Below are 24,602 nucleotides of genomic sequence, written 5' to 3' on the forward strand. Positions count from 1 at the left end.
TTCGGGCTGGGGCTGATCATTATTCTTAACCGCCAGCGCAACCCGTACCTGCGCATCGCTTCGCTGGTTATCGCGATGGCGGCCGGCTACCTGGCGGCCTGGCTGCTCGATATGCTCCCTGCCAACACCACGCCGGCCGACAGCAGCCTGATTATGGTGCCGACCCCGCTCTATTACGGCCTGGGGATCGACTGGAACCTGCTGCTGCCGCTGATGCTGGTGTTTATGATCACCTCTCTGGAGACGATCGGCGATATCACCGCCACCTCCGACGTCTCCGAGCAGCCGGTTTCCGGCCCGCTGTATATGAAGCGTCTCAAGGGCGGCGTGTTGGCCAACGGCCTGAACTCGTTCGTCTCCGCGGTATTTAATACCTTCCCGAACTCCTGCTTCGGCCAGAATAACGGCGTGATTCAGCTCACCGGCGTGGCCAGCCGCTACGTCGGTTTTGTGGTGGCGCTGATGCTTATCGTGCTCGGGCTGTTCCCGGCGGTGAGCGGCTTTGTGCAGCATATCCCCGAGCCGGTGCTCGGCGGCGCGACGCTGGTGATGTTCGGCACCATTGCCGCATCCGGCGTGCGCATCGTCTCCCGCGAGCCGCTGAACCGCCGGGCGATCCTGATTATCGCCCTGTCGCTGGCGGTCGGTCTCGGCGTCTCCCAGCAGCCGCTGATCCTGCAGTTCGCCCCCGACTGGCTGAAGAACCTGCTCTCCTCCGGTATCGCCGCCGGCGGTATTACGGCGATTGTGCTGAACCTGGTCTTCCCGCCAGAGAAAAACTGATCCCACCTTGCTCCCCGGTCGCACGCGGCCGGGGCTGCCCTCTCAGCACCCTCACATCATCTGATTACACAATTCCTGTCTTGAGGATTGCGCATAATTCGGGCATAACAGCCTTATGTGCCTCGCTCAGGATGTAAGACCATGAAATTGCCTGGAAAGTTGATTCTCTGGCTGCTGACCGCTCTGCTGGTCGCGATCGTTGCCGCCTGGTTCCTGCTACAGACCCACTGGGGCGCGCGTCAGGCCAGCGCCTGGCTGAGCGACGGCACCGGCTGGCAGGTCTCCTTCGATGCGATGGATCACGACTTCTCTGCGCCGCTCCATCTGCAGCTGCAGAACGTGACGTTCGGTCGCGACGGCAAACCGCCGACGCTGGTTGCCAAAACGGTGGATATCGGCTTCAGCACCCGCCAGTTCAGCGATCCGCTGCATGCCGATGAGATTGTGCTCAGCGACGGAACGTTAAATCTCTCCCCCTCCTCCGCCTCTCTGCCTTTTGCCGCCGACCGCCTGCAGCTGCGCAATATGGCGTTTAACAGCCCGGAGACCGGCTGGGACCTGAGCGCGCAGCGGGTAACCGGCGGCGTCAGCCCGTGGGCGCCGGAAGCGGGCAACGTGCTGGGGAAAAAAACACAGATTCAGATGAGCGCGGGTTCGCTGACTCTTAACGGGGTTGAGGCCAGCAACGTCCTGATTCAGGGCGCTATCGATAATGGTGAAGTCACGCTCTCGACTCTCGGGGCCGACATCGCCCGCGGAACGCTCACCGGCAACGCCAAACGCGGCGCCGACGGCAGCTGGCTGGTTGATAACCTGCAGCTGAATGAAACCCGCCTGCAGAGCGATAAGGCGCTGGCGGACTTCTTCGCTCCGCTGACCACCGTCCCTTCGCTGCAGATTGGCCGCCTCGACGTGACCGATGCCAGCCTGCAGGGCACCGACTGGGCGGTCACCGGCCTGGATCTCAGCCTGCGCAACCTGACCCTGAGCCACGGCGACTGGCAGAGCGAGGACGGAACCCTGTCGATGAACGCCAGCGAATTCATTAACGGCTCGCTGCACTTCCTCGATCCGATCCTTAATGCCGAGTTCTCGCCGCAGGGTATCGCCCTGCGTCAGTTTACCTCGCGCTGGGAAGGCGGGATGGTGCGCACCTCCGGCCGCTGGCTGCGCGACGGCAAGGCGCTGGTGCTGGATGACACCGCCTTTGCCGGGCTGGAATATACCCTGCCGGAAAACTGGAAACAGCTTTGGATGGAGCCGCTGCCGGCGTGGCTGCAGAGCCTGACGCTGAAGAAATTTGGCGCCAGCCGCAACCTGGTTATCGATATCGACCCGCAGTTCCCGTGGCAGGTCACCGCCCTCGACGGCTACGGCGGCGAGCTGCAGCTGGTGAAGGATCGGCGCTGGGGCGTATGGAACGGCAGCGCGACGCTCAACGCCGCTGCCGCCACCTTTAACCGCGTTGACGTCCGGCGCCCGTCGCTCAAGCTCAGCGCCAACGCCTCAACGGTCAATATCAACGAACTTAGCGCCTTTACCGAGCGCGGTATTCTGCAGGCCACCGCCGCGGTGTCGCAGCTTCCGCAGCGCCAGGTTAACCTCAGCCTGAACGGGCGCGGCGTACCGCTGAACGTCCTGCAGGCGTGGGGCTGGCCCGCGCTGCCGGTTTCCGGTGACGGCAATTTCCAGCTAACCGCCAGCGGCAGCGTGCTGGCCGACGCGCCGCTCAGGCCGACGGTGAACGGCCAGCTCAGCGCGACCAATATGGAAAAACAGCAGGTTGCGCAGGTGATGCGCAGCGGCGAAGTGAGCGGCGCCCAGCCCGCGCCCGTCGCGCCTTAATTTCCTCATCCTCCAGCCTTCTCCCTGCCGGGAGAAGGCCTCCTGATATTTCCCGCCCCCGAAACCTGTTGCCATTTTGCGGCTGTTTGTACCTATTTCCCGCAACCTGTTCCTTTCAAATAGCAGAATTGCTATAACCAAAACGCTGGAAGTCAAAAAAATAATTAAAGTCCCTGTACCTACAAAAATAAAAGGAACAACTATGTCCGCAATACGTCAACATGCTCTGGAGAATATGCAGAAATTCTCCAGAGCGATGATCGGTGCAGTATTGTTCTTGCCGGTCATCGGTTTAATTCTGGCACTCAGTTCTGTCTTAACTAACCCAACATTAATTTCTGAAACCAGTTTTTTACACCAGCTTGGACAGCTGCTCGGCGATACCTTCTGGCCATTATTCGGCAATCTCGGTTTACTCTTTTGCGTCGGTATTAGCTACGGTCTGGCAAAAGATAAAAAAACGGAAGTGGCGCTGGTTTCGGTCATGTGTTTTATCATGTTCCTGGGCGCCAACCACTCATGGCTGGAGCATACTCACGGCATTGCTGAAAAAATTAACGGCGAATATTACGGCACCGGCCAGACGCAGCTCTTAGGGTTCGTGGTGGTCGATATGGGGGTATTCCTCGGCATTATTCTCGGCTGCACCATCGCCTGGGTACATAATAAAGTCTCCACCATTGAGCTGCCCGGCGCGCTGTCGATGTACGGCGGCGCGAAGCTGACCCTGGTGGCCATGACGCCCGTCATCATTTTCTACGCCATCGCCTTCACCTGGATCTGGCCGTTTATGACCCACGGCATCGCGGCGTTAACCGGGTTTATGAAAAACGCCGGCGTCGCGGGCGTCTTCGTCTACGGTTTCTTTGAAAAATTCCTCATTCCCACCGGCCTGCACCATTTCGTATGGTCGCCGTTCCAGCTGACGCAGATCGGCGGCACGCTGAACGTTGACGGCCAGGTCGTTTCCGGCACCCAGGCGATATTCCTCGCCTATATGCGCCATCCGGACCTCACCCCGGTGATGAACGACGCCCTGCGCTTCTCCCAGCAGGGGATGACCACGATCTTCGGCCTTGCCGGCGCCTCGCTGGCGTTTTACCACACCGCGAAACCCGAGAAGAAAATGCTGGCTAAGGCGATTCTGCTGCCCGCCATTATCACCTCGATGCTGACCGGGATTACCGAGCCCATTGAGTTCACCTTCCTGTTTGTTTCGCCGCTGCTGTGGGTGATCCACGCCACGTTAACCGCCGCCTCGCAGGCCATTTGCGACATCTTTACCGTTCGTCCGTGGGGCGCATCCGGGCTGATCGAATTCCTGATTTATAACCTGCCGCTGCCGGTTTCCCTCACGCGCTGGCCCGGCTACGTGCTGATCGGCATCGGGCAGTTTGCCGTCTACTACGTTATTTTCCGCACCCTGGTGGTAAAACTGAATTTAAAAACCCCGGGCCGCGAAGACGACGAAAATGTGAAGCTATATAGCAAAGCGGACTATCGCAAAAAGATGAACGATAAGTCGGTAGTCACCGATGAAATTATTAATGGCTTAGGCGGTAAGGATAATATTATTTCCGTTGATAACTGCTTCACCCGCCTGCGGGTTGCGATTAAAAATATGCAACTGGTCGACGACGATATATTGAAAAGCACCGGTGCCAACGGCGTGGTGCGCAACAGAAATGAAGTACAGGTTATTTATGGCGTCAAGGTGGGACAGGTTCGTTCCCGGGTTGATAGCTGGCTCGCAGAAAATTAATCAGGAGTTATTTATGAAATTAACCGTATTAGGCGGGGGCGGCGTTCGCTCCGCGTTCCTGGCAAAATCACTGGCTTATAACGCGCACCGCATTGGTTTAACGGAAGTGGTATTTCTCGACAGCTCCGCAGATAACCTGGCCATCTTCGGCGAGATCGCCCGCTACGTCTTCCAGGCCATCCGTCCGGATATTCACTTTAGCGTTACCCGCGACCCGGTCGCCGCGCTGACGAATACCAATTACGTTATTACCACCCTGCGGGTCGGCGGCGACGAGAGCCGTATTCGCGACGAGCGCATTGCGCTTGAGCATAATACTTTAGGCCAGGAAACCACCGGCGCCGGCGGTTTTGCCATGGCGATGCGCTCGATTCCGGCGATTCTGGACTACTGCCGGCTCATCGAAGAGCACGCCGCCGAGGACGCGATCCTGTTTAACTTCACCAATCCGTCAGGGCTGGTGACCGAGGCGATTATCAAGTCCGGCTTTAAGCGCCGGGTGTACGGTATCTGCGATGCGCCGTCGGAGCTGATTCGCGAACTGCCGGAGATCCTCGGCTGCGACGAGCGTGACCTTGGCGTCGAGTGCTACGGCCTGAACCATTTCTCGTGGTTTACCCACTTCACGGTGCGCGGAGAGGACGTGACCGAACGCCTGATCGCCAGCCCGGATCTGTATCGTAAAACGGCGATGCAGTATTTCTCACCCGAGCTGGTAGAACTGTGCGACAAGCAGCTGCTGAACGAATATCTCTACTATTACTACTACCGCGAGGTGGCGTTAAAAGCGATTCAGGAAGCGCCGGAAACCCGCGGGGAGCAGATCGCCCGCATCAACCGCGATATGCGCGATGAGCTGCAAACCGTTGACGTACAGGCCAATCCGGAAGCGGCGTTCAATATCTGGATGAAGCACTACCTGCGCCGGGAAAACAGCTATATGCAGAATGAGTCGCAGCAGGAGAAGTTCCATACCCGCGAGCCGCTCACCCTGCAGCAGTTTATCGAAGAGCCGGATACCGGCGGCTACGCGGGCGTAGCGCTGGATATTCTGGAAGCGGTCAACAGCACCACCACCAAGCGTATCGTGGTGTCGATATCCAACAACGACACCCTCGACTTCCTGCGCCCGGATGACGTGATCGAGATTAGCTGCGATCTGAGCAAAGATGGCCTGAAGCCGGTCACCCCGGCGCACGTGCCGACGGCGCAGAAGAACATGATCGCCAGCGTCAAAGAGTATGAGCGTCTGGCGGTGGCGGCGATCCTGCAGCGGGATAAGTCGCTGGCGATACGGGCGCTGATGGCCCATCCGCTGGTCGGCTCCTGGTCGCTGGCGCAGAAGCTGGTTAGCGCCTACCTTGACGATAAGCTGGTTGCCGACTGGCGGTAATCACCGCCGGCCTCCGGGCTGCAGCCTCAACGCCGCAGCCCGGAAGCGCTGCGGCACCGCGTCTAAGGGGCATCGCCCGCCTTCCCTTTTGAAGTCTGGATAAACCACATCTTCAGAAAGCGCTCAAAGCCCAATATGCAGTAGCCGAAAAACGGGTTGCTCCAGTAAATATCGTCATCAAACTTCTGCGGGTCGTGAATAATAAACGCGGTATCCGCCGCCTGGGCCAGCGGGCTTTGATAGTCGCCGGTAAAGCACACCAGGTTAATCTCTTTCCCCTCCAGCGCCTTCACCCAGTTTAACGCCGAGCTGCTGCGCCCCGATTTAGAAATTATCCAGATCGAGTCGAATTTGGCGGCGTTTTTTTGCTCAAGAATTTCATAATCCGGCCACAGCGCAAGGCTGGCGTTTACGCCGGTCACCAGAAACTTATTATAAATATATTGCGCAATCAGCTGCGAGAAGCCGCTGCCGTGAACCAGAATGCGGTGCTGCTGCAGGCTTTCCAGCAGCGGGGTGACCTGCTCCGCCGGCAGAATGCTCATATAGTCGATGTCGTTGGTAACATCGAGCTTAGGCATGGTGATATTGAATTTAATAAAATAGACCAGCTCCAGCCAGCCGCTGAACTTGAGCTTCTTTGCCAGGCGCACCAGTGAAGACGGATTGCTGTAGCAGCGCTCGGCGACGGCGCGGATCCCCTCCCGCACGCAGCGTTCAGGATCGTGCTGAATAGAGCGCAGGACGGTCATTTCCGTTTTGCTCAGCTTAACGTCACGAAAGATGTTTTCTAAATCCATTCCGGGCTCCTCTCAGCGGCAGAGTACGCTACCACCAAACGGCAAAACCGTCTGTGGTGTGAGTCACCGGAATGAAACAGAAATTACTTTTTTCTAATAAATGGAATAAAAAAACCTTTTACCACCGCGGCATCGGGCACGGTCAGCAAAAAAACGGCGCCGTCGTCCCTCCATCGGAGCGGCGCTTCAGGCTTTTCTTAACGCCAGCGGCGTCGTGCGCCGCTTCTTTCCGGGCTTTTTTGACGGGCAAATCGACGCGGCAACCTCTGTGAAGAGGAGATTGCGCTAACGGGCGAGAATGTAAAAAAGTGTAAGCCACGGATTTTGAAGGGATTTGACCAGGAGTGTTCTGTAAAGTCCAGTTTTAACAGTAAAAAAGTGCGTTTAGGTATGTGGTAAATGACTGAAAGTAGCTATAATGCGCCCCGCCTCCATGTAGCAATCGAGGCGCGGAAGATCGTCATCTCCGGTGAGGTGGCTGGACTTCAAATCCAGTTGGGGCCGCCAGCGGTCCCGGGCAGGTTCAACTCCTGTGATCTTCCGCCAGTTGCTCCCCTCTACACCATTTGATGGTGAATTCTGTGCCAGGCGCGGGTAATCACTCTTTCAATCCTTCATTAAAATCGATTCTGCATTCAGCCTATTTTCGACCTTATTCGCTTTCTCCCATCCAGGCGTAGAATTTAACCTTTAGCTTTCAGCTCCATGCATGACCGTTTGGCAAATGACTTCGGATGTTGCGCGAGGAAAACCAGAGCCTGCCCTGGCCGGTAAAAACAGCAGGGGCCTCCCTGCCCCACCTCTCATCAGAAGTAATAGCCAATATTGACGTTAGTGCGGAAATACCATTTGCCGCTGCCCTCGGACTCGGTGCTGGTCCAGCCCGTGGCGTTCAGCGCCCCGCCCCAGGGGTTGGCATTCTTCGCCCAGCTGAGGTCGACCCACAGCATCACCGGCAGGGCAAAGACCTGCACCCCAACGGTATTCATCTGCGAATCCTGCCAGCCGCTTTTATCTTTCCACAGCACGCTGTAGTCGTTATAGAAACGCAGCTTTGACACCGCCCCCCACTTCACATCCACGTCGCGGGCGAGGTTTAGCGACGCGGTAGTACCCTTGGCCGGAATGAGATAGGCCGGCGTCAGGCCGTTGCCGCCCATCAGGATCGTATCGTCGCTGACGCCCGCGGGATTCTTAGGATCGTACTGATAGCGAATCACTTGCGACGTGAGTTGCCACGGCCCGTTGTGTACCATTCCGTGCAGGCCTGCTGCCCAGAAGGTGCCGTCATCGTCCGTTTCGCGATTATGTAGACGCGCCAGCGCCAGCGAGCCGCCCAGCTCGTTGTTCCAGCCTCCGCCGCGAAACTCCCGGGCGATGCGGACGTTAACCTGATCGCGCTTCTCGTTACGCTGCTGGTGCTGGCTGGGGTAGAAGGTGTTCTTCAGGCGGCTGTAATCACCCACCTCCGGCGCATAGCGCAGGTTTTCCGGCTCCATCCACGGGAAATAGGCCATATCCAACGACCAGTTATTATCGTGATATTGATAGTTCACCCCGCTGCCGGCATTAACGCCAAAGCCTAAATAAAAGGGAATGCCGTAGGACCAGCCGAATTGCGGATAGGGTTCAAGGCCAAAAGGTTTACCCGGAATACCGAGCGTAATATTATTATTATCGTTTAAACGGTATCCCACATAGGCCCGGTCGACGGCATATTTATGGTGGTCCTGGAACCAGAAGCCGGCGTCAAAAAAATAGTTATTATAAAATCCGCTGCTGTCGATACGAAAGGTATCAAAACGCAGATGCGGCGGGTGGCGATAATTACTACCCTGCCAGTCTTCATAACGGTAGTTTGCCCGCAGGGCGCCGCCAAAATCCACGCCAGCGAGATTATCGGCGCTGCGCCAGCCGATATGCGGAAACGGCTTTCCTTGCTCCGCCTGCGCGAAGCCCCCGGTACACGCGCCCAGCAGCAGCGTGATGATAATTTTACGCATAGCACATGCCTCACTTTATATTTTAATAAGCAACAGAAGTCCGCCGCCGCTAAATAGTGGCGTTTTTAATTAATTTGTCTCAGCGGTGAAACAATCAGCTAAATATCGCGATGATGATATTTTTGTCTCAAATATGAAACTCTGTTTATTATTTGATATAGAGAAAGTCGCATGCAGCCTGGCGTGAGTCAAGGCATAAACTTTGAGCTATAACGCAATATTATTATTCATTACTTCAGGAATGAATATTTTTGAAGTCTACGCAAAATTATTCTCAAATATGAAACTGCGAGGGCCGGACCGTCCGGCCTTGTGGCGCGAGCTGATTTTCTCTTTTTGAATATAACTCTTATCGCCGCCGGGCCGTTTTTCACCGGCCGCCGCCGGTCTATCCTCGACGCATTCAACCGATGAACCCATTCGCAAACCGGAGAGTATATGAAAGCAATCGCCATTACCCGCGCCGCGGCAGAAGGCCGCAATATCCCCTTTTTAAGCGCCATCGAGCTGCCGGTTCCCAGCGCCGAGGGCCATGACCTGCTGGTTGAGGTCAAGGCCATTTCCGTTAACCCGGTGGACACCAAAGTGCGCGCCGGATTCGATGCCGATACGCCGCGCGTGCTGGGCTGGGATGCGGTTGGCACGGTTAAAGCCGTTGGCGATGCGGTCACCCTCTTCGCGCCGGGCGACGAGGTCTGGTACGCCGGCGCGCTGGGCCGTCCGGGCAGCAACGCGGAGTTTCAGCTGGTGGACGAGCGGATCGTCGCCCTCAAGCCGCGCTCGCTGGATAACGCTTCCGCGGCCGCCCTGCCGCTCACCGCCATCACCGCCTGGGAATTGTTATTTGACCGCCTGGGCGTCCAGGAGGGCGGCAACGCGGGCGACACGCTGCTGATCGTCGGCGCGGCGGGCGGCGTCGGGTCAATCCTGACCCAGCTGGCCAGCAGGCTGACCGGGATGACGGTGATCGGGACGGCATCGCGTCCGGAGAGCCAGAAATGGGTGCTGGACGCCGGCGCGCATCAGGTTATTGACCACAATAAGCCGCTGAGCGAAGAGCTGGCCCGCATCGGGGTGAAGGAAGTGACCCACGTCGCCAGCCTGACCAACACCGAGCAGCACTATCCTCAGCTGATTGCCGCTCTCGCGCCGCAGGGCAAGCTGGCGCTGATCGACGATCCGCAAACCCTCGACGCCCGACCGCTGAAGGCCAAAAGCATCTCGCTGCACTGGGAGTTTATGTTTACCCGCTCGATGTTTGAAACGTCGGATATCATTGCCCAGCACCGGCTGCTGACCCGCGTCGCCGCGCTGATTGATGATAAAACGATTAAAACCACGCTCGGCGCACACTACGGCGCCATCACCGCGGAGAATCTGCAGAAAGCCCACGCTCATCTTGAAACCGGTCGCGCGGTGGGCAAAATCGTGCTGGAGGGGTTCTAAGACAACGGTTTGCGGCACTGAAGCGCCTTTCTGACGGCCGTTGAGCCCCGATAACCCCTGACTCCCCCGCCGGCCGGGGGAGCGTCCGCCCCTTTTTAACCCTTTGAGCTAATCCCCTCCCGCCGGGCGCTAGCCAGGCTACGCTTAGCGTTGCCGCGCAAAAAACACGCACCTCCCTCCGCCCCGTTCAGCACATTTATTCAGAAGAGGTTTCGCTATGCAGATCAACGCTATTGGTACCAATTCCGCCAGCCAGCCGCTGGCCGCGATGGCCATCTCCCGCCGCGAGCCGGGGCCGCACGATGTGCAGATCGCCATCGACTACTGCGGCGTCTGTCACTCCGACCTGCACCAGGCCCGCTCGGAATGGGCAGGGACGATCTATCCCTGCGTGCCGGGGCATGAAATCGTCGGCCGGGTGACCGCCGTCGGCGACCACGTCTCCGGCCACGCGGTGGGCGACCTGGTGGGCGTCGGCTGTATGGTCGACAGCTGCCAGCAGTGCGAAGAGTGCGAGGCAGGGCTGGAAAACTACTGTGACCACACGGTGCTCACCTATAACGGCCCCACTCAGGATGCGCCCGGCCATACGCTGGGCGGCTACTCCCAGCAAATCGTGGTTCACGAGCGCTACGTGCTGCGCGTGCGCCACCCGCAGGAGCAGCTGGCCGCCGTAGCGCCGCTGCTGTGCGCCGGTATCACCACCTACTCGCCGCTGCGCCACTGGAACGTCGGGCCGGGCCAAAAAGTAGGCATCGTCGGCATCGGCGGGCTGGGACACATGGGGATCAAGTTGGCCCACGCCATGGGCGCCCACGTGGTGGCCTTTACCACCTCGGAATCCAAGCGCGACGCGGCCAGGGAGCTGGGTGCGGATGAAGTCGTGGTGTCGCGCAACGAGGCGGAAATGGCGGCGCACGTCAAAAGCTTCGACTTTATTCTTAACACCGTGGCGGCGCCACACAACCTCGATGCCTTCACCACGCTGCTTAAACGCGACGGTACCCTGACCCTGGTAGGCGCGCCGGCGACCCCGCACCCGTCGCCGGAGGTGTTTAACCTGATATTTCGTCGCCGGTCGATTGCCGGGTCGATGATTGGCGGGATCCCGGAAACCCAGGAGATGCTCGATTTCTGCGCCGAACACAGCATCGTCGCCGATATTGAGCTGATCCGCGGGGATCGGATCAACGAAGCGTGGGAAAGGATGGTCAAGGGCGACGTCAAATATCGCTTCGTGATCGACATCGCCACCCTCGCCGGCTAAGCCCCGCGGCGAAAGGTCCGCCGCCACTCCGCCGGGCTGACGCCAAAGCGGGACTTAAACTGCTGGCGCCAGGTGATGGCGGAGCGAAATCCGACCATTTCTGCCACCTGCTCAACGGGCATCTCGCCCGCTTCGAGCAGGATCTGGCTGCGCCGCAGCCGCTCGGCGGTGAGCCAGTCGGCAATGCTCATCCCGGTGGCCTGCGCAAAATGACGGGTCAGGGTGCGGCGGCTCATCGCCACCAGCTGGGCCAGCGAATCGAGATTGTGCGCTTCGTGAATATGCTGCTGGAGATACTCAAGCAGGCAGTTAATCCGCGCATCGCGGGTGCTTTTCGGCACCGGCTGGGCGATAAACTGCGCCTGACCGCCTTCGCGATGGGGCGGAACGATCATCCGGCGGGCAATCTGGTTGGCCGCCAGGCTGCCGAAGCGCTGACGAATAATATACAGGCAGCAGTCGAGCGCCGCCGCGGTGCCCGCTGAGGTGATTATCCGCCGGTCATCAACGTACAGCGCGTTGATATCCAGCCGCACCTGCGGGAACAGGCGCTGAAAATCCTGCTCAAACTCCCAGTGGGTCGCCGCCCGCCTGCCGTCCAGCAGCCCGGCGTAGCCCAGCACGAACGCCCCCAGGCAGAGACCGACAATTTCAGCGCCGTTGTCGCTCGCCCGCACCAGGCTATCGAGCAGCGCCTGCGGCGGGCGCTGATTTACCGCGCCCCAGTAGGGCACCACCACAATATCCGCCCGCTCAAGGGCGGTAAAATCATCCCGGGCGTGAAGCGCAAAGCCGTCGCGGGCGGTCAGCAGCCCTGGCCGCTCGGCGCACAGATGGAGGTTAAAGCGCTTCGTTTCTGACACGCTGTCGCCAAACAGCATGCAGGGAACGGAGTAGTGAAACGGGCTAAACCCTTCCACCGCGACAATCGCCACGTCGGTTAATTTCATCGCTGCCTCCTCTCCCCGTCAGGAAGTTAAAATACCATGCTTTCCCCATCCTGCGGGATGCTGACCACCCCGGCAATCTGGTTGTCAGCCACGTACTCGCTCAGCTCCCGGCGGCTCAGCAGGCAGTGGTTCACCGCCTCCATATGGCCGACGACGATCTGCGCTTCCGGCAGGGTAAAGTGCGTTTTCAGCACGTCTTCTTTACCCATGATGATCGGCCCAAAGCCGATGACGTGGGCATATCCGGCATTCAGCACCACCACGTCGGGGCGCAGGCGGATCATGTCGGCTTCGATTTCATCGCGCCAGATGGTGTCACCCACCAGCCACAGCGTTTTCTCCTGCGGATGACGCAGCACCACGCCGCAGGCTTCGCCCAGGCGCTCCGCCATCGCCGGCACGGCATAGGTGCGATCGCTCCCATGCTGCCCGGAGGTGGTTTTCTGCAGGGTCACGCCGGCAAATTCGCTGCTCTCAGACAGCAGGCGAATATCGCTAAACCCCTGACTACGCAGCAGCCGGGCATCGGCCTCATGCTGGACAAAAACCGGCAGCGCTTTGGGGATCGCGGCGATCGCCGCCGCGTCCCAGTGATCCTCATGGGTATGGGTCACGATAACGGCGTCGACGTCAACAATGACAGAGAGCGGAAAAGGCAGCGCCACCAGCGGGTTACGCAGCTCGCTGCGGGCGGTACCGGCAAATCCCGGCCAGGCGGCCTTATCCGCCAGCATCGGATCGATGAGGAATTTTTTACCCGCGTATTCAATTATTTGGGTCGCGTTACGGATGTGGGTGATGTTCATGATGCGCATGCCTCTTCGGGGGAATCTGGCGAACATCGTACGTCCCGCAAGCCTGGCGCAATATGGGCATTCGGGCAATGATCGATGAGATTGGGCCAACTTTCCGCGCTTGCCAGCCGCCGCCGGCTATGGTGTGCTGAACGCTCAATTTTCTGCACAAGTGGCCCCGATGAAAAAGAGACTGACCGCCGACGATATGCACGATGCCGAAGTGATTGCCGACACCCCGTGGTTCAGCATGCGCAAGGTGGCTATCGACGTCACCGCCGACCAACGCCGCGACTTTTACTCCATCCACTACCCGCGCCCGGCGGTAGGCATTGTGGCGATGCAGCAGGGTAAAGTGCTGCTGATCCGCCACTACCGCTATCTGATTGACCAGGTGGTATGGGCTATTCCGTCGGGCGGCATCGATGAAGGCGAAGAGCCGCGGGAGGCCGCCCTGCGCGAGCTGCGCGAAGAGACCGGCTGGCAGGCCAAAAACGCCGAGGAGATTATCCGCTACAACCCCTCCTACGGCAGCAGCGACCAGCTGTTCATCACCTGGCTTGCCCGCGATCTGGAGTACGTTGGAATGGACGCCGACCAGGATGAGGTGATGGAAACCGGCTGGTTTACCTTCGAAGAGATCCGGGAGCTGATCGCCCGCGGCGAGATGCCGGACGGGCTATCGCTGGTGCCGCTGCTGCACCTGATGGCGCAGCAGCGCGGTGGTTTAGCGTAGCGGCTTAAGCATGCGCCAGCGGAACCACAGCTGGGCGACCAGGATCAGCACGCCGCCGACAATTTTCTGCAGCGGCAGCTGCTCGTGATACCACAGGGCGGCGGCAATCACCGTCAGCAGCGGTTCGAGCACCATAATAATCGCCGCGCTGGCAACCGCCGCGTACTTCTGCCCCTTCATCTGCAGGCCGAAGCGCAGGCTGGTAGCGATAACAATACTGGCGAGCAGCCAGCCGAACGTCGGCAGGGTAAACGGCCGATCCCAGCTTTCAAACGCCGCCGAGATCGCCAGCCCCACCAGGCCGGTGATCCCCAGCTGCACGGCGGTTAGCGGGATCAGCGGCACCTCGCGGGCGCAGCGGCTGGTGTAGCAGAACCAGATTGACTGCACCAGCGCGGTGAGCAGAAACCAGCCCTGGCTGGGGTGGAAGGCAATCGGCATATGCAGGCTCAGCAGGGCAAGGCCGACGATCGCCAGCGGCAGGCACTCCCAGTAAGCGCGCGCCGGGCGCGTTTTCATCATCACCCATGCGGTCAGCGGCACGAAAAGCATCGACAGGCTCATGATAAACGCCCCCTCGCCCAGCGACGGCGTGGTCGATACCGAGTAAATCCACAGGCACAGGTTGAGCGCAAACCACAGGCCGCTGATGAGTATCTGCGGCCACTGCCGCCTCCCGACGCGGAAACCGCGGCAAAAGGGCAGCAGCAGCAGCGCGGCGAAAAAGAAGCGCAGGCCGAGGAAGGCAAAAACCGGCATCCCGGCGATGGCTTCACGCGAAAATATCCACCCGCACGCGGCGATGACCGTGGCGGCGACCAGCAGCAAATCCGCCTGACGTTGCCGAATCATAGACCCCCTCCCTGCGTGAGTGATTACCAGCCCGGCACCGCGCCGCCGTTGAAGATCGTTTCCGCCGCCTTCGCCACTTCCGGCGACTGGTAGGACTGCATAAACTCCTTCACGTTCTGCGCATCTTTATTGTCTTCGCGGGTAACGATGATGTTCACGTAGGGGGAGTTTTTATCCTCGATAAAAATGCCGTCGCGCACCGGAGAGAGCCCGGTTTGCTGGAGGTAGGTGGTGCTGATAATCGCCACATCAACTTTGGGATCGTCGATCACCCGCGGCAGCTGCGCGCCTTCGAGCTCCATGATTTTCAGGTTATGCGGGTTGGCGGTGATATCGATTGCCGTCGGCAGCAGCCCGGTGCCGGCTTTGAGGGTAATCAGCTTCTGCTGCTGCAGCAGAAGCAGCGCGCGGCCGAGGTTGGTCGGATCGTTAGGAATGGCGATAGTCGCCCCGTCTTTCAGGTCGGCGACCGATTTAATCTTGCGCGAGTAGCCCGCCATCGGGAATACGAAGGTGTTGCCGACCGCCACCAGGTGATAGCCGTGGGCTTTATTATCCTGCTCGAGGAACGGCCGGTGCTGGAAGACGTTGGCGTCCAGATCCCCGGCGTTCGTCGATTCGTTCGGCAGCAGGGAGCCGCTAAAGCCAACCAGCTCAACGTCAAGGCCATACTTCTCTTTCGCCACCTTCTTCGCCACTTCCGCCACATCCTGCTCTGCGCCGTTAATGACGCCAACTTTAATGTGTTTCGCATCGCCGTCCTGCCGATCGCAACCCGCCAGCAGCAGGCCCGCCAGCGCCACCGCGGCGGCTGTCCATAAACGCAAGTTCATTATTTTCACCCTGTTAGTCCATTAGAAAGTCATTATTATTTTCGTACGAAACTATAACGGCTTTATGGCCAGCTTTTAAACATCAAAAGCAGCAACAGGAAATAAAATCATCTGCTGAATTTCGCCTCATGGGCCAGCAGCCACTCTTTGCGCGCCAGGCCGCCGCCATAGCCGGTGAGCGAGCCATCTTTGCCAATAATCCGGTGGCAGGGAATAACGATCGCCAGCCGGTTGGCGCCGTTGGCGTTGGCCACCGCCCGCACCGCCCCGGCGTTGCCCATCTGCTCGGCAAGCCCCTGATAATGCTCGGTCGTGCCGTAGGGTACCGCCCGCAGCTGCTGCCAGACCGCCTGCTGAAAATCGCTGCCCGGCGTCTCAAGACTTAGGGAAAAGCGCTGCCGCTGGCCGGCAAAGTACTCCCCGACCTCCGCCACCGCCTGGCGCGTGTGGGCGTTTTCCCCGGCAATAATATTGGCCGCCAGCAGGCGCTGAAGGTCGCGAAATTCACTCTCCAGCATCCGTCGGTCGACAAACTCCAGCAGGCAAACCCCGCGCTCGGTGGCGCAGACAAACATCGGCCCGATGGGGGTGGTAAAGCGCTGGATCAGGATCACCCGCCCCGCTTTGCTCGGCGCCCGGCCGGTGAGCTTTTTGCAGGTATAGCCGAAACCGCTGAGCGAATCGTAGCCGCTGTCAAACGCCACGTCGGTCGTGCTGCGCCCGCCCTGCAGCTCCTGCAGAGCGGTATTGACCCGCAGCATCCGCTGGAAGGCCTGAAACGTCATGCCGTAGTTCTGGCTAAACCAGCGGCGCATGCGTTCCGGGCTGATGTGCTGCTGGCGCAGCTGGTCGTCGGTGATCCGCACCTTGGGCGCGGCGCGCAGCTGCTGCATCACCTGCTCCACCATCGGCGGCGCGGAGCTGGCGTTTTCCGTCGGCCGGCAAATCTTACACGGGCGAAAGCCGGCGCTGAGCGCGGCTTTAAAATCGCTATAAAATTCCACGTTTTCCCGCTTTGGCTTGCGGGCGCGGCAGGTGGCGATGCAGAACACGCCGGTAGTTTTCACGCCGACGTAAAAAAGCCCGGCGTACTGGGATGAGCGGGCCACCAGCGCCTCATACCAGGTATCGCATAACCCTTTGTCAGTCACCTGCATTGCTGAATACCCCTTTAAACGATTGCTGCTGCCGCACGTTTTGCAGCAGAGAGCGCAGATGCTCCTGCAGGGCGCTATGCAGCGCGTTGCCCATAGAAATCCGCTTCACTCCGAGACGAGTCAGCTGGTCAATATCGGGCAGCGCAGGCATCGCCATGACGTTCAGCGGCAGCGCAACCGCCGCCGCTATCGCCGCAATATCCGCCGCCTCGGTAACGCAAGGGACAAACAGGCCGTCAGCCCCATTTCGCGCATACAGCTGACCCCGGGCAACCGTCTCAGCCAGCGCCTGCGGTCGGTTAAGCAAAAACGGATCGGTGCGAATATTAAGAAACAGCGCGACGCCCGCCTGCTCCAGCCCCGTTTTGACCGCCCGCAGGCGACGGGCATAGGTTTCCGCATCCACCAGGCGCCGCTCACCGTCGGCCACCACGCTGTCCTCGAGATTAACGCCTGCCACGCCGGTTTGCACCAGCGCGCGCAGATTATCGACAACCTCGGCAACGCTGGCGCCATACCCGAACTCCATATCCACGCTCAGCGGCAGCGCAACCCGCGCGCGGATACGCGTGACGAGCAAGAGCAGCTCAGCAAACGAGAGCTCTTCACCATCGTTATAGCCAAAGGTGTTGGCAATCGCGGCGCTGGAGGTGCCCAGAGCCGAATAGCCCGCGGCAGCCGCGGCTCTGGCGCTGGGGACGTCCCAGACGTTAGCCAGCAGCACCGGCGTAGCCTGGTGATGTTGTTGTGCGAAATCCATATGTCCTCCGGTTTTGTTGTTATGCGCAGGATTCTGGCGCTTCGGCCCTGAAGACGACAACCGAAAACCGGACGACTATTTTCGCCTGAACCGGCGTCCGGCCGGACGCAATATCACCTTGCCCTACCGGCGTCGCCATTCGCCGGGCGTCATCGCGTAGAGCTTTTTAAAGGCCTTCGAGAAGGAGGCCAGCGACTGAAAGCCGCAGCGTTCGGCGACAACATCCAGGTTGCCCTGCCGCTCCAGGCGCAGCAGACGGGCGGCCATCGCCATGCGCAGCTGGGTAAGCCACGCCTGGGGAGTGAGATGATAGACGCGGGCGAAATGGCGGGCAAAGGTCGCCCGCGACAGGAACGCCCGCGCGGCCATGGTTTCCAGCGTCCACGGGTGCTCCGGCGCCGCCAGCACCGCGAATACCGCCGGCATCAGGCGCTCGTCGCTCATCAGCCGCAGCAGACCGCCCGGCGGCTGCTCCGTGCCGAGCAGCGTGCGCAGCAGCAGCACCAGTAGCGTATCGCCAAGGCTGCGAACGATGGCCCCGCTCCCGGGACGATCGGCGAGGCTTTCCCGCACCAGCACGTTGAGCAGGATCTCCAGCTCCGGGCACTCCCGGCGCTCGTCGGTATGCAGGTGTACGAGCTCAACCTCTTCGGCAAACAGCCAGCTGACGTGCGGGCCAAAGTAAAACTCGCCGCACAGCATCTCCAGCGCGTCGCTGTCGCTGCCGGTGCGCATCTCGGTCAGCGTGCCGTTAAAGCGGTGGGCAACCGGCAAAATCTGCCCCCATTCGAGCAGGCTTTCCATCAGGTGCGGCGAGCCGTGCGGCAGCAAAATGATGTCTCCCGCCCGCATATGCCGGGTTTGATGGCCAACGGTCACCCGCCCTTCGCCGCGCAGGACAAAATGCCACGGCACCACGCCGCCGGGCATCTGGTCATGGCCGGCCTGCCAGCGGCCGCCAAAACGGCAGTGCAGATTGACTTCGCAGCGCGGGGCCAGCAGCGCCAGCAGATGACTGAGACTATCCATACCTCTCCTGAGACGATAAGACAAAAAAGTGAGACGCAGAGCGCGAGTCTGGCACGCCGCCGGCGCCTAAGATGTCCCCACTGCCACGACATACCCGCAAATACACAGGAGTTAACCATGAGCCGTTTAGCTGAAATTCGTGAACAAGATGCCACAGGTAAAGCCGCAGAAATTTTTGGTGGGATTAAAAAAGCGATGGGCAAGGTGCCGAATGCCTTTCTGACCATCGGCGGCCACTCTCCGGCGGCTCTGCAGCAGGCGCTGGCGCATAACGCCATGCTGAGTAAGGGCAGCCTGAATGCACAAGAGCTGGAAGCTATTAACCTGGCGGTGAGCGAAGCCACCGGCTGTGATTACTGCCTGGCGGCGCACACCATGATGGCCAAAAGAGCCGGCTACAGCAGCGAGCAGATCCACGCCCTGCGCCGCGGCGAGTATCCGCAGGATGCGCACCTCGATGCGCTGGCAAAATTCGTTCAGACCCTGGTGAGCACCACCGGCACCCTGCCGGAAGCCGACGTCAGCGCCCTGCGCAGCGCCGGATTCAGCGACCAGCAGACTATCGAGATTATCAGCGCGGTCAGCGCCATTCTGTTCACCAACATGGTGAATCGGGTTAACGATACGGTCGTCGATTTCCCGAAAGCCGATTAACCCGTAAGTTAACGCCTGCTTTACAGCCCCAGAGCGCTGAGCCCCGGATGGTCGTCAGGGCGGCGGCCCTGGGGCCAGTGAAACAGGCGTTCGCTTTCGCCGATCGGCAGATCGTTAATGCAGGCGTAGCGCGTGCGCATCAGGCCGTGCTCATCGAACTCCCAGTTTTCATTACCGTACGAGCGGAACCAGTTGCCGCTGTCGTCACGCCACTCGTAGGCAAAGCGCACCGCAATGCGGTTATCGCTCCACGCCCACAGCTCCTTAATCAGCCGGTACTCCTGCTCTTTGCGCCACTTGCGCTGCAGGAAGCCGACGATCTCCGCCCGCCCGTACACAAACTCGCTGCGGTTGCGCCATTCGCTATCGGGGGTGTAGGCCAGCGCCACCTTCTGCGCATCGCGGCTGTTCCAGCCGTCTTCGGCGGCGCGTACCTTTTGCGCCGCGCTTTCGCGGGTAAACGGCGGCAGCGGCGGGCGTTGTTCAGTCATGATCTTCTCCTGTGCGGGTTAACTGCTGCAGGCGCTGATTCTCCTGCTCAAGGTCGTGAATACGCTGCTGCAGCGTCTGGCTATATTCCGCCACCTGCTGCGCGCTATAGCGCGGCGTAATGTGCTGCGGACAGTTCCAGTCGAACGCCTGCAGATGAAAGCGAAAAATACGCTCAACGCGGCTACGGTAGTTTTCCGGCTTCACCCGGGCCAGCAGCGCGGGATCGTCATCCGCCGCCAGCACCTCAACGGTTGCGTAGATTTTCAGCCTGGCACGGCGCGGGTAATCCATCAAAAACAGGCACGCCCTGGCGCTTCCCCGCAGGTTGCCGGTGCTGATGTACTGCCGGTTGCCGCTAAAATCAGCCATTGCCAGGGTGGTCTCATCCAGCAGATGCAGAAAGCCGGACGGCCCGCCGCGATGCTGGATATAGGGCCAGCCGGTTTGCGACACCGTCGCCAGATAAAAGCTGTCCCTGCTGGTAATCATCGCTTCCTCGCTGGCGGTAAAACGGTTCGCCTGACGGTGGCTATGGGGCGATTGCCACAGCCCGTCGCTGCCCATTTCATGCTGGACGTCCATCACATCCGGGGTGATGGCAATACCAAGAAAGTCACCGGTCATGCATCCTCCGCGCCTTGTATCACTGCCCACAGCATGGACTCTACTGCGACAAATGATAATACTGGGGATCTGGCAATCATCTTTCCGTAAGGCGGGATAATAATGGACCGATTAAGCGCGATGGCGCTGCTGGTGAAGGTTACCGAGCTGGGCAGTATGTCGGCGGCGGCGCGGGCGCTGCATACGCCGCTGACCACCGTCAGCCGCAATATTGCCGAGCTGGAGAGCGCGCTCGGCGCGCGCCTGCTGACCCGCACCACCCGCCGGCTTACGCTAACCGATGCCGGCGTGGAGTATGTTGCCGCCGCGCGGCGGATCCTGGAAGAGGTGGAGAACGCCGAGCGGCAGGCGGCGGGCGAGTATCTGCAGCCCAAGGGCGAGCTGGTGATCGCCGCGCCGACGATGTTCGGTCGTGTGCACGTTTTGCCGGTGGTGAGCGATTTTCTCGCCCGTTACCCGCAAATTAACGTTCGTTTGCTGCTCAGCGACCGTAACGTTGACCTGATAGACGACCACGTCGATCTGGCGGTGCGCATCGGCACTCTGCCGGATAGCGGCATGGTGGCCCCCCGCCTCGGGGAGATGCGCATTGTCACCTGCGCCCAGCCGCTGCTGCTGGCAAAGCACGGCGTGCCGCAGCGCCCCCGCGAGCTGGCCGGGCTGCCGATTATTAGTATTGAATCGCCGATGCCCTACAGCGGCTGGCGGTTTCGCGCCGCCGAAGCGGCAGACCAGCTGGTGACCCTGCGCGCCGTGCTGTCGGTCACCACCCCGGAAAGTGCCGCTGACGCCGCCCGGCTCGGGGTTGGCGTGGCGCGGCTGCTGCCCTATCAGGCCATCGACGGCCTGACCCGCGGCGAGCTGCAGCTCATTCTGGAATCGGTCGAACCCGAGCCGACGCCGGTGCCCCTGCTGTATACCAGCCGGGATCTGGCCCCGCTCAAGCTGCGCAAGTTCCTCAGCTTCGCCGCGCCGGCGCTGCGCCGGGCGCTGCTGCGCATCGCCGGAACCGCCTAGCGTGCCGCCTTTTTCAGCGGCACCTCTTTCAGCAGCCACGAGAGGACAAAGGCGACGGCCATAATGCAGGCGGCCATCAGGAAGGCGGCGTGAATGGCCGCGCCGAAGGCGTCGAGATAATCAAGGCGGATCGCCGTCGGCAGGTTCTGTACCGCCTCCGGGTTTAGCGCCCTGGGCAGCTCTGCGCCCTCCGGCAGCAGGCGCTGGAGGTTATTCTGCAGCACGTGGGTAAAGACCGCGCCGAACAGCGCCACGCCTATCGATCCGCCAATCGAGCGAAAGAGCGTCACCCCCGAGGTGGCCACGCCGTACATCTGCGCCGGCATCGCGTTCTGTACCGCCAGCACCAGCACCTGCATCACCAGCCCCAGGCCCGCCCCCAGCACGCCGGTAAACAGATACAGCTGCCACATCGGCGAATGGATCGTAATGCGGGTCAGCAGCACCATCCCCACCACGCCCAGCAGGGTGCCGAGGATCGGGAACAGGCGGTATTTACCGGTACGGCTGATAATCCGCCCGCTGACGATCGACGTCAGCAGCAGGCCGCCCATCAGCGGGATCAGCTGCAGCCCGGCTTCGGTCGGGGTCGCCGCCTTCACCACCTGCAGATAGAGCGGCAGGAAGGTCACCGAGCCAAATAGCGCCATGCCAATTACAAAACCAATCATGCTGCACAGCAGAAAGGTGCGGTTACGGAACAGCGAGAGCGGAATAATCGGCTCAACGGCCACCCGTTCCTCATAAATAAAGCCAATAATGCCCACGACGCCAAAGGCCAGAATGCACCACAGCTGCGGGTCATTCCACGGCCGCACGCTGCCGCCTTCGGAGGTGAAGAGGATAATGCACAGCAGCGCCATGCTCAGGTAAAACGCCCCCAGCCAGTCGATCTGGTGCGCGCTGCGCTTATTGCTGCTGTGGAACACCGCCCCGATCACCAGCAGAGCAAACAGCCCCAGCGGCAGGTTAATATAAAAAATCCAGCGCCAGGAGGCGTGCTGCACCAGAAAGCCGCCGATCAGCGGCCCGATGACCGTCGCCAGGCCGAACACGCCGCCGAAGAGGCCCTGATAGCGGCCGCGGTTTGCCGGAGGGATCACGTCGGCGACCGCCGCCATGCTGATCACCATCAGGCCGCCGCCGCCCAGCCCCTGCAGCGCGCGCATCAGCACCAGCTGCGTCATATTCTGCGCCAGGCCGCACAGCGCCGAGCCGACGAGGAACAGCACAATCGCCACCTGGAGCACGATTTTTCGCCCGAACAGATCGCCGAATTTGCCGTACAGCGGCACCACGATGGTTGAGCTGAGAATATAGGCCGTGACCACCCACGAGAGCTTATCCAGCCCGCCGAGTTCGCCGACAATGGTCGGCAGCGCGGTCGATACGATGGTCTGGTCCAGCGCCGACAGCAGCATCACCAGCAGCAGGGCGCTGAACAGCAGGCGGATCGACGGCGCCGGCCGGGCGGCGATTTCAGAAGTCATAGCAACACTCGCTTGAAATTAATTAAATGCATAATTAATATTTAGGGAAATGATGAATCTGGTCAAGAGGCCGTGAAGAAATGACAGCACAAAAAGACAACGATGTGCCGCGCCGTCCGGGCCGTCCGCGCGGCAAAAAGCCGGGCACCGCTAACCGTGAACAGCTGATGGATATCGCCCTGGCGCTGTTTGCCCGCCAGGGCATCGCCCGGACGTCGCTGAACGCCATCGCCAAAGAGGCCGGGGTCACGCCGGCGATGCTGCATTACTATTTCAACACGCGGGAGATATTAGTCGACCAGCTGCTGGAGGAGCGCTTTATGCCGCTGCGCAGCGAAATCAGCAAGATTTTTATCGCCCATCCGCAAGATCCGCTGACCGCGTTTACCCTGCTGATTGAGGCCCTCGCCGCGCTGGCGGAGCAAAACGACTGGTTTGCGCCGCTGTGGATGCAGGAGATGATTGGCGAAATGCCGGTGCTGCGCCAGCATATGCACGCCCGCTTTGGCGACGATAAGTATCACCGGATGCTGGAGACCATAGGCCGCTGGCAGCAGGAGGGGAAACTCAACCCGGCCCTGTCGCCGGAGCTGCTGTTCACCAGCCTGATTAGCCTGGTGCTGGTGCCCTATTCGCGCATTCGCACCGATCCGCGCTTAAAAACGATGTCCCGGCAAACCATCGTCAGCCACGCGCTAGCGATGATCCAGCAGGGGATTGGCGGCTGATATCCGCGGCTGTTTTCCCTCTGTCACCCGGATCGGACGCATCGCGCCGCAGTCCGGGGAGGCAGCAGCCTTACAGCGCCTTCGAGAGATAATGACGTTCCATGCCAGGGTGCGGGAAATCAGGCAGCGACATCTGCAGCCGGTAGCCCTGTTTTTGATAAAACGGCAGGGCCTGGAAGCTGAAGGTGTCCACCAGCACGTGGTTACACCCCTCTTCGCGCGCCTGCTTTTCCGCCGCACGCATCAGCTCGCCGCCCAGCCCGCTACCGCGCGAGGCTTCGCTGACCCACAGGTACTCAATACACAGCCAGTTCGCCTTTCTTTTGGCGATCAGACCGCCCTGCATCTCCCCCGCCCGATCGCGGAGATAGATCCCCAGTTCACCAAACTGCGTCGGGTCCAGGTAGCGCAGGTTGTATTCCCGTAGACCCGCCAGCAGCTCATCACGATCCGCGGGATTAATGCTGGTTGTCATTATTAGAGCCATTAACGTTCTCCAGGTTAAATCCTGTTAAGGGTATTAGCGGTTCTTACTTTCACAAAAAATTCTTATTTCCTCCATTATTTTTTGCCTTAATTTTCACGATTCAAATTTAGACAAAAAAACCTTTTCATTGGTCGTTTGAGACGTATAATGAGCAAAAAATGAGAATAATCATTCTCAACAAAAAGCCAGGAGTGGAGCCATCTCATCTGCAGAGAAGCCAAAAAATGACCGCTCCGGCGGCCGTCGTCGAATAACAGCATACAGGAACGTCTGAGTTCCTTTTTAGCCATTTTCGTTTACCCGAAGATGCCTCAGCGCCCAACCCATCACCTCACTATTTAATTAGCGGGGCGGACGTCGTTTATCCTGAGAAAATATAATGAAATACACCACCATACCCATCGCAATAGCATTATTTTTGCTGGTCGGATGCGATAATTCGCAAACATCTGCCCCGCAGCAAATGACGCCGGAAGTCGGCGTTGTCACCCTGAAAGGCCAGCCCGTTTCCGTTATCAGCGAGCTGACCGGCCGCACCACCGCGTCGCTCAGCGCCGAAGTACGCCCGCAGGTGGGCGGCATCATTCAAAAACGCCTGTTTACCGAAGGCGACAGGGTGAAAGCCGGCCAGGCGCTGTATCAAATTGACCCGGCCAGCTACCGCGCCGCCTATAACGAAGCGGCGGCCGCCCTGAAAACG

Annotated in this window: 23 protein-coding genes, 1 tRNA gene and 1 pseudogene; 12 read left to right on the forward strand and 13 right to left on the reverse strand. The window is 60.0% G+C overall.

Features of this window, described 5'->3' with window-relative positions; all coding sequences use genetic code 11:
* From PFH44_RS12870 to PFH44_RS12885, 4 genes are all read left to right on the forward strand, one after another.
* Positions 1–783 (forward strand): solute carrier family 23 protein (locus tag PFH44_RS12870; RefSeq protein WP_283825181.1); only part of this gene is annotated, 783 nt, incomplete at its 5' end.
* Positions 784–924: 141 nt separating this feature from the next.
* The gene (locus tag PFH44_RS12875; RefSeq protein ID WP_283825182.1) at positions 925–2,628 is read left to right on the forward strand and encodes an AsmA family protein; all 1,704 of its coding nucleotides are present in this window, start codon (positions 925–927) and stop codon (positions 2,626–2,628) included.
* A 202-nt stretch (positions 2,629–2,830) separates the two neighbouring features.
* Entirely contained in the window at positions 2,831–4,390 is a 1,560-nt protein-coding gene (locus PFH44_RS12880; protein ID WP_283825183.1) for a PTS transporter subunit EIIC, read from the forward strand.
* A gap of 13 nt (positions 4,391–4,403) precedes the next feature.
* Complete coding sequence (locus tag PFH44_RS12885) at positions 4,404–5,783, forward strand: family 4 glycosyl hydrolase (RefSeq protein WP_283825184.1); 1,380 nt, start codon at positions 4,404–4,406, stop codon at positions 5,781–5,783.
* Between the two features lie 62 nt (positions 5,784–5,845).
* Here PFH44_RS12885 and PFH44_RS12890 read toward each other — a convergent pair whose 3' ends face one another.
* The gene (locus tag PFH44_RS12890; protein ID WP_045853810.1) at positions 5,846–6,583 is read right to left on the reverse strand and encodes a MurR/RpiR family transcriptional regulator; all 738 of its coding nucleotides are present in this window, start codon (positions 6,581–6,583) and stop codon (positions 5,846–5,848) included.
* Positions 6,584–7,034: 451 nt separating this feature from the next.
* Between PFH44_RS12890 and PFH44_RS12895 the strand changes: the two genes are divergently transcribed.
* Positions 7,035–7,129: transfer RNA gene (locus PFH44_RS12895), tRNA-Sec, on the forward strand.
* A gap of 260 nt (positions 7,130–7,389) precedes the next feature.
* Here the strand turns inward: PFH44_RS12895 and PFH44_RS12900 are convergent.
* The gene (locus PFH44_RS12900) at positions 7,390–8,586 is read right to left on the reverse strand and encodes a porin family protein (RefSeq protein WP_283825185.1); all 1,197 of its coding nucleotides are present in this window, start codon (positions 8,584–8,586) and stop codon (positions 7,390–7,392) included.
* Between the two features lie 438 nt (positions 8,587–9,024).
* Between PFH44_RS12900 and PFH44_RS12905 the strand changes: the two genes are divergently transcribed.
* Both PFH44_RS12905 and PFH44_RS12910 read left to right on the forward strand, forming a co-directional pair.
* Positions 9,025–10,032 (forward strand): zinc-binding alcohol dehydrogenase family protein, encoded by a 1,008-nt coding sequence (locus tag PFH44_RS12905; protein WP_283825186.1) that lies wholly within the window; start codon positions 9,025–9,027, stop codon positions 10,030–10,032.
* A gap of 217 nt (positions 10,033–10,249) precedes the next feature.
* Positions 10,250–11,299: an NAD(P)-dependent alcohol dehydrogenase gene (locus PFH44_RS12910; protein ID WP_283825187.1), complete on the forward strand. Its 1,050-nt coding sequence runs from the start codon at positions 10,250–10,252 to the stop codon at positions 11,297–11,299.
* Here the strand turns inward: PFH44_RS12910 and PFH44_RS12915 are convergent.
* Positions 11,296–12,249, reverse strand: coding sequence for a GlxA family transcriptional regulator (locus PFH44_RS12915; protein WP_283825188.1), 954 nt, complete (start codon positions 12,247–12,249; stop codon positions 11,296–11,298). The genes PFH44_RS12910 and PFH44_RS12915 overlap by 4 nt on opposite strands.
* Positions 12,250–12,275: 26 nt before the next feature.
* Entirely contained in the window at positions 12,276–13,055 is a 780-nt protein-coding gene (locus PFH44_RS12920; RefSeq protein ID WP_283825189.1) for an MBL fold metallo-hydrolase, read from the reverse strand.
* 169 nt (positions 13,056–13,224) lie between these two features.
* Between PFH44_RS12920 and PFH44_RS12925 the strand changes: the two genes are divergently transcribed.
* Positions 13,225–13,779 (forward strand): NUDIX hydrolase, encoded by a 555-nt coding sequence (locus tag PFH44_RS12925; protein ID WP_283825190.1) that lies wholly within the window; start codon positions 13,225–13,227, stop codon positions 13,777–13,779.
* On the opposite strand, the gene PFH44_RS12930 is transcribed toward PFH44_RS12925, so the two are convergent.
* The 5 genes from PFH44_RS12930 to PFH44_RS12950 form a co-directional block, all read right to left on the reverse strand.
* Positions 13,771–14,631: a DMT family transporter gene (locus PFH44_RS12930; protein ID WP_045853801.1), complete on the reverse strand. Its 861-nt coding sequence runs from the start codon at positions 14,629–14,631 to the stop codon at positions 13,771–13,773. The genes PFH44_RS12925 and PFH44_RS12930 overlap by 9 nt on opposite strands.
* A 23-nt stretch (positions 14,632–14,654) precedes the next feature.
* Positions 14,655–15,464: a lipoprotein NlpA gene (nlpA, locus tag PFH44_RS12935; RefSeq protein WP_283825191.1), complete on the reverse strand. Its 810-nt coding sequence runs from the start codon at positions 15,462–15,464 to the stop codon at positions 14,655–14,657.
* A gap of 107 nt (positions 15,465–15,571) precedes the next feature.
* Positions 15,572–16,621: a bifunctional transcriptional activator/DNA repair enzyme AdaA gene (locus tag PFH44_RS12940; protein WP_045853799.1), complete on the reverse strand. Its 1,050-nt coding sequence runs from the start codon at positions 16,619–16,621 to the stop codon at positions 15,572–15,574.
* Entirely contained in the window at positions 16,608–17,381 is a 774-nt protein-coding gene (locus PFH44_RS12945) for an isocitrate lyase/PEP mutase family protein (RefSeq protein ID WP_283825192.1), read from the reverse strand. The genes PFH44_RS12940 and PFH44_RS12945 overlap by 14 nt, the downstream gene beginning before the upstream one ends.
* 123 nt (positions 17,382–17,504) lie before the next feature.
* Positions 17,505–18,410, reverse strand: coding sequence for an AraC family transcriptional regulator (locus PFH44_RS12950; protein ID WP_283825193.1), 906 nt, complete (start codon positions 18,408–18,410; stop codon positions 17,505–17,507).
* A gap of 117 nt (positions 18,411–18,527) precedes the next feature.
* On the opposite strand from PFH44_RS12950, the gene PFH44_RS12955 reads away from it, so the two are divergent.
* Positions 18,528–19,064 carry a carboxymuconolactone decarboxylase family protein gene (locus PFH44_RS12955; protein ID WP_041143279.1) on the forward strand — a complete coding sequence of 179 codons (537 nt, stop codon included), beginning with the start codon at positions 18,528–18,530 and terminating at the stop codon, positions 19,062–19,064.
* Between the two features lie 20 nt (positions 19,065–19,084).
* Here PFH44_RS12955 and PFH44_RS12960 read toward each other — a convergent pair whose 3' ends face one another.
* Both PFH44_RS12960 and PFH44_RS12965 read right to left on the reverse strand, forming a co-directional pair.
* Entirely contained in the window at positions 19,085–19,555 is a 471-nt protein-coding gene (locus tag PFH44_RS12960; protein WP_283825194.1) for a nuclear transport factor 2 family protein, read from the reverse strand.
* Entirely contained in the window at positions 19,548–20,180 is a 633-nt protein-coding gene (locus PFH44_RS12965) for a pyridoxamine 5'-phosphate oxidase family protein (protein ID WP_283825195.1), read from the reverse strand. The genes PFH44_RS12960 and PFH44_RS12965 overlap by 8 nt, the downstream gene beginning before the upstream one ends.
* A 102-nt stretch (positions 20,181–20,282) precedes the next feature.
* On the opposite strand from PFH44_RS12965, the gene PFH44_RS12970 reads away from it, so the two are divergent.
* Positions 20,283–21,197 carry a LysR substrate-binding domain-containing protein gene (locus PFH44_RS12970; RefSeq protein ID WP_283825196.1) on the forward strand — a complete coding sequence of 305 codons (915 nt, stop codon included), beginning with the start codon at positions 20,283–20,285 and terminating at the stop codon, positions 21,195–21,197.
* Here the strand turns inward: PFH44_RS12970 and PFH44_RS12975 are convergent.
* Positions 21,194–22,687, reverse strand: a complete 1,494-nt coding sequence (locus PFH44_RS12975) for an MDR family MFS transporter (protein ID WP_041143283.1) — start codon at positions 22,685–22,687, stop codon at positions 21,194–21,196. The genes PFH44_RS12970 and PFH44_RS12975 overlap by 4 nt on opposite strands.
* A gap of 80 nt (positions 22,688–22,767) precedes the next feature.
* Between PFH44_RS12975 and PFH44_RS12980 the strand changes: the two genes are divergently transcribed.
* Positions 22,768–23,415: a TetR/AcrR family transcriptional regulator gene (locus PFH44_RS12980; protein WP_283825197.1), complete on the forward strand. Its 648-nt coding sequence runs from the start codon at positions 22,768–22,770 to the stop codon at positions 23,413–23,415.
* Positions 23,416–23,485: 70 nt separating this feature from the next.
* On the opposite strand, the gene PFH44_RS12985 is transcribed toward PFH44_RS12980, so the two are convergent.
* Positions 23,486–23,902 carry a GNAT family N-acetyltransferase gene (locus PFH44_RS12985; protein ID WP_045853790.1) on the reverse strand — a complete coding sequence of 139 codons (417 nt, stop codon included), beginning with the start codon at positions 23,900–23,902 and terminating at the stop codon, positions 23,486–23,488.
* 379 nt (positions 23,903–24,281) lie between these two features.
* Between PFH44_RS12985 and PFH44_RS12990 the strand changes: the two are divergent.
* A pseudogene (locus PFH44_RS12990) lies at positions 24,282–24,602 on the forward strand (efflux transporter periplasmic adaptor subunit); the annotation flags it as partial.

The organism is Klebsiella sp. Ech2A (genome assembly GCF_030078455.1).
GTDB lineage: Bacteria > Pseudomonadota > Gammaproteobacteria > Enterobacterales > Enterobacteriaceae > Klebsiella > Klebsiella terrigena.